This is a genomic window from Psychrobacter sp., assembly GCF_036731945.1.
GTDB lineage: Bacteria > Pseudomonadota > Gammaproteobacteria > Pseudomonadales > Moraxellaceae > Psychrobacter.
Genome location: NZ_DAINDI010000072.1, coordinates 10,031 through 14,378 on the forward strand (window position 1 = coordinate 10,031; position 4,348 = coordinate 14,378).

4 protein-coding genes and 1 pseudogene are annotated in these 4,348 nt (G+C 44.0%); 3 read left to right on the forward strand and 2 right to left on the reverse strand.

What is annotated here, in order from left to right:
* Positions 1–348 precede the first annotated feature (348 nt).
* From mnmG to V7D75_RS12460, 3 genes are all read left to right on the forward strand, one after another.
* Entirely contained in the window at positions 349–2,244 is a 1,896-nt protein-coding gene (gene mnmG, locus V7D75_RS12450) for a tRNA uridine-5-carboxymethylaminomethyl(34) synthesis enzyme MnmG (RefSeq protein WP_201541414.1), read from the forward strand.
* A 203-nt stretch (positions 2,245–2,447) separates the two neighbouring features.
* The gene (locus V7D75_RS12455) at positions 2,448–2,651 is read left to right on the forward strand and encodes a ChaB family protein (RefSeq protein ID WP_068408683.1); all 204 of its coding nucleotides are present in this window, start codon (positions 2,448–2,450) and stop codon (positions 2,649–2,651) included.
* 223 nt (positions 2,652–2,874) lie between these two features.
* Positions 2,875–3,834 (forward strand): AEC family transporter, encoded by a 960-nt coding sequence (locus tag V7D75_RS12460; RefSeq protein ID WP_333614810.1) that lies wholly within the window; start codon positions 2,875–2,877, stop codon positions 3,832–3,834.
* Positions 3,835–3,953: 119 nt separating this feature from the next.
* Here V7D75_RS12460 and V7D75_RS12465 read toward each other — a convergent pair whose 3' ends face one another.
* A complete protein-coding gene (locus V7D75_RS12465; RefSeq protein ID WP_156508559.1) occupies positions 3,954–4,106 on the reverse strand; it encodes a hypothetical protein in 153 nt (50 codons plus the stop codon).
* Positions 4,107–4,154: 48 nt separating this feature from the next.
* Positions 4,155–4,348 (reverse strand): annotated as a pseudogene (locus V7D75_RS12470) (alkane 1-monooxygenase); the annotation flags it as partial.

Below are 4,348 nucleotides of genomic sequence, written 5' to 3' on the forward strand. Positions count from 1 at the left end.
TGCAGATTAACCCAGAAGCTTACGGCAGCCACCATATGCTGGCAAGTGGGCAGGCTGACCGTATTGTACCTCTCAGTCCTGGTAAATAAATCCATTCGAGGTTTATCAAGCTTTTATTGATGCACCTTTATGATTAATGGCAATAGCAGTTAATTTAAATAGTTTTTCGTATAACGTTTTTTAAACGGTAAAAAATTGTTATAATTACCGGCTATTTTACCTATCTTTAATGGCTCATCTGAGTCGTTATCTCTTTTTTAAATTCGACTGACGCTTATTGACCGGCAGCCATGCTATGCAGCGATAGCCTCTGGCTCACGGTTGCGTCGAGAGTCAAGTGAGGCATACATGCAATACCCAAAAAATTACGACGTGGTAGTGATCGGCGGCGGTCATGCTGGCACAGAAGCAGCTTTGGCGGCCGCACGTATGGGTGCGCAAACGTTACTCTTGACGCATAACATCGAGACGCTAGGGCAGATGAGCTGTAACCCTGCGATTGGTGGTATTGGTAAGTCGCATTTGGTGCGTGAGATTGATGCGCTTGGCGGTGCGATGGCACTGGCGACTGACAAATCTGGCATCCAGTTTCGAGTGCTTAATAGTCGTAAAGGTGCTGCCGTGCGTGCCACGCGTGCGCAAGCGGATCGCATCCTTTATAAAGCCGCTATTCGTCATACGCTTGAGAATCAGCCAAATTTGGATATATTCCAACAAGCGGCAGATGATATCTTAGTCGAAAATGGTCGCGCGACCGCTGTTGTGACGGCAACGGGGATTATTTTTAACACCCAAACTGTGGTGCTGACTTCAGGTACTTTTTTAGGCGGTGTCATTCATATCGGTTTGGAAAATTCAAAAGGCGGACGCGCAGGCGATCAGCCTTCTATCAAGCTTGCTGACCGTTTACGTGAATTGAAATTGCCCGTTGGTCGCTTGAAGACCGGGACGCCAGCGCGTATTGATGCGCGTAGCGTTGACTTTAGTGTGATGACGGTACAGCCGGGCGATACACCGCTGCCAGTGATGAGCTACATGGGCGATGTGTCCATGCATCCTGAACAGGTTAATTGTTATATCACCCATACCAATGCGCGTACCCATGACATTATCCGTGAAAACCTAGACCGCTCACCGATGTTCTCAGGCAAAATCGAAGGCGTAGGTCCACGTTATTGTCCATCAATTGAAGACAAGATTCACCGTTTTGCCGATAAAGACAGTCATCAAATCTTTATTGAGCCCGAAGGTTTGACCACACATGAGCTATATCCAAACGGTATCTCAACCAGCTTGCCGTTTGATGTGCAATTAGACTTTATTCATAGTATGAAAGGCTTAGAGAACGCACACATCACCCGTCCAGGCTATGCGATTGAATATGATTATTTTGATCCGCAAAACCTAAAACCAACGCTTGAGACCAAATCAATCGATCGTTTGTACTTTGCCGGTCAAATCAATGGTACGACCGGTTACGAAGAAGCGGGCGTACAAGGTTTATTAGCTGGCACCAATGCGGCATTGGTCACCTGTGAAAACAGTGAATTTGATATTTGGACGCCGCGCCGTGATGAAGCCTATCTTGGCGTATTGGTCGATGATTTGATTACGCATGGTACCACTGAGCCATATCGTATGTTTACCAGCCGCGCTGAATACCGTTTGCTGTTGCGTGAAGACAATGCTGATCAGCGTTTGACTGAGACGGGTCGCAAGCTGGGCTTGGTAGATGACGTACGCTGGCAAGCTTATCAAGAAAAAATGGAAGCCATTGCTACCGAAACCTCGCGCCTCAAAGACATTTGGGCAACCCCTGCTAATGCTTTAGGTCAGCAAGTCACGGCGCAGACAGGTGAGGTACTGTCTAAAGAATCGACTGCGTATGATTTGTTAAAACGTCCGCAAATACATTTTACTGATATCGCGGCGATTACTGGTTCAGAGGTTGATAGCCAAGTCGGTGAGCAGATTGAGATTTCTGTTAAATACGCCGGCTACATTGACCGTCAGCAAGAAGATATCGATCAGATGAAGCGTTTGGAAAATACTGCCTTGCCAATGGATTTTGATTATAGTGTGGTGTCAGGATTGTCCAATGAGATTGTGCAAAAGCTAGCGCAGATTCGTCCTGCCACGCTTGCCCAAGCGGGACGCATCAGCGGGGTCACGCCTGCCGCCATTCAGCTATTAGCGATGACCGTCAAAAAACAAAAGAAAGCCCAAGCGGCGTTAAACTCGTAATAACGGTTTAGCAAATCTTGAAGCTTTAACCTATGGTTATAAAAGAAGCCCGTAATGACAAAGCGTTACGGGCTTTTTTATGGCAAATACCTTAACAATTTCAAAACAGTTTGCCGATGTAAAACTTGATAATTTAAGACGTGCTGGTTTAAAAAATAGAAAGCTTTAAAAATAATTAAAAGTGAATAACAAGGAGAAAAGCTATGCCTTACGATAAATTGTCTGAATTACCCGATTCGGTAAAAGATAATCTGCCAAAGCATGCGCAAGAAATCTTTTTGGCCGCATTCAATAGCGCCAGTAAACAATATGACGATGAATCACGCTGGTTTGCTACCGCATGGGCCGCTGTCGAAAACAGTTATGAGAAAAACTCGGACGGCAAGTGGGTGAAAAAGTCTGATTAGGGCGTGTTTTCATTTTAAAATTTTAACCATTTTTAGCTCATTTAGATATACATCGATTGAATTGAGAATACGCCCTCGTATTCAAAGCAGCAATAGCGGCGTTATATATTCTATAATAAAATAGCTTTCCGTTATCTGAGCCAACCCATTTTAAAACCTCTACTCACCATTGCTGTTTATTTAACAATATAGCTTTGGATATATTCATAACCTGAGCTTATTTATGACCGCTGCTATTATTTTTGCTATCACTATTGTATTGCCCAACCTTGTTTTGATGTGGTTGGGTTTTTTTATGCAAAGGCGCGGCGAGGCAAGCCAAGCTTTTATCGATCAAGCTTCCAGCTTTGTCTTTAATTATTGTTTGCCGTGCTTACTGTTTTTTAGCGTGGTTGATAGTGAGGTCGATTATGCCAAACAAATGACTTTAATCATTGCTGGTATTGTTGTGACCTTTATTTTGTTTATAGGCGCAGAGATTTATGCCAAGGCTTTTGTAGATAAGCCTGCCGACCAAGGGGTGTTTGTACAAGGTATCTTTCGCAGTAATATGGCGATTATCGGTCTGGCAACCGTTGCCAATGCTTACGGAGAACAGGGTTTAAGTATTGGTGCCGTCTATATGGGGGTGGTGACGATATTATTTAATATCTTAGCGGTCATTACCTTAAGCCGGGTGTCTAAAAGCGCGGACGATACGTGGATCAGTCGCAGCATAATGATTGTCAAAAAACTGTTTACCAATCCGTTAATTATCGCCTTGGTCGCAGCTTTTGCTTATAAAGCCCTGCCGCTGCCGCCTATTAGCGGGGTTATTCATACGACTGGTGACTTATTGGCAGCGGTGGCATTGCCATTGGCGCTGATTTGCGCGGGTGCAAGTATCGATTTAAAGTCGATGTTGCATCCGTCAGGTTTATCCATGCAAGCCAGTATTGGACGTATTGTGATTGCGCCTATAATCGCTATTGCAGTCGGATTGGGTTTTGGCTTATCAGGCGTGCATATGGGCGTGCTGTTTTTGATGGTGGCGTCACCGACGGCGGCAGCCAGTTATGTGATGGCGAAAGCCATGGGCGGTAATGATATACTGGCGGCCAATATTTTAGCATTTACCACCGTGGTGGCAATGTTTGGTATGGCGATTGGCGCGGCGATATTACGCGGATTAGGGTGGATATAGCACCGATAATAATGTTAGGTATATGAGAAATGCTTTGGCTTTTAATAAAAATAAAAACAGTCGTTATAAAAAAGTCCCCTTTTCAAATTGGAAAAGGGGACTTTTAACATTTATTGTCGTTATCTCATATTGTCTTTATCATGCTTATTCACGCGGCGATGTTTGCGTTTAGGACTAACACGATACGTCAAATAACCGCCAATAATCAAGACCACAATAAAAGCGACGATATATAAAAATATTGATGAGCCGATAAAGGCAGAAGGTTCCATGACCATAATCTCCTTAAGGTTTATCAATAATTATGCAAGCGGCGCAGGTTATTGTAAAGTAAACAAGTTTAACTCAGATGTAAGTTCAAGTGAACGCAGACGCGCTGCTTGATCGTAAACGTTGGCAGTGACAATCAGCTCATCTGGTTGATACTTTGCGATAAATTCTGCCAGTTTTGGTTTGACCGTTTCGACAGAACCAACAAATGACACCGATAAAGCGTTGTCTACCATCATTTTTT